This is a genomic window from Cellulomonas citrea, assembly GCF_009829685.1.
Lineage (GTDB): Bacteria > Actinomycetota > Actinomycetes > Actinomycetales > Cellulomonadaceae > Cellulomonas > Cellulomonas citrea.
Genome location: NZ_VWSD01000431.1, coordinates 1 through 503 on the forward strand (window position 1 = coordinate 1; position 503 = coordinate 503).

Below are 503 nucleotides of genomic sequence, written 5' to 3' on the forward strand. Positions count from 1 at the left end.
CGCTATGCGCGCTAGGTATAGCGACCAGCGCCTTTTCGCAAGCATGTTTTTCGGATTGGTCCGTAAATCGCCGTTGCCGGAAGGGCCCCGCCAGAGCATAGCTGAGGGTCAAATAGTCCCATGGACAAGAAATCGCTTCATTGCTTCATCACGGTGTACGGCGATCTGCGCCGCTGCTTCAGCCGCGCGGAATATTTGCGTCCTTTATCCTCTCTAAACCTTCTAGCGAATAACAACTGAATTGAATGGGAATGCGCGGTGATGGATACGCGCCAAGAATACATGCGATAACAACGATGCGAGTAAAAACTGATGCCTTCTGCCACGAACAAGATCGCGCTGTTTATTGACGGTGCAAACCTTTACGCAACAGCGAAGACCCTTGGTTTCGACATAGATTATAAGCGGCTGCTCCTTGAATTTCAGAGTCGTGGCACTCTCGTTCGGGCATTCTACTACACGGCCATCATCGAGGATCAGGAATACTCGTCGATCCGTCCGCT

General features: G+C 51.3%; 1 protein-coding gene. It reads left to right on the forward strand.

What is annotated here, in order from left to right:
- Positions 1 to 312: 312 nt before the first annotated feature.
- Positions 313 to 503 (forward strand): NYN domain-containing protein (locus F2B26_RS17110; protein ID WP_159811284.1); only part of this gene is annotated, 191 nt, incomplete at its 3' end.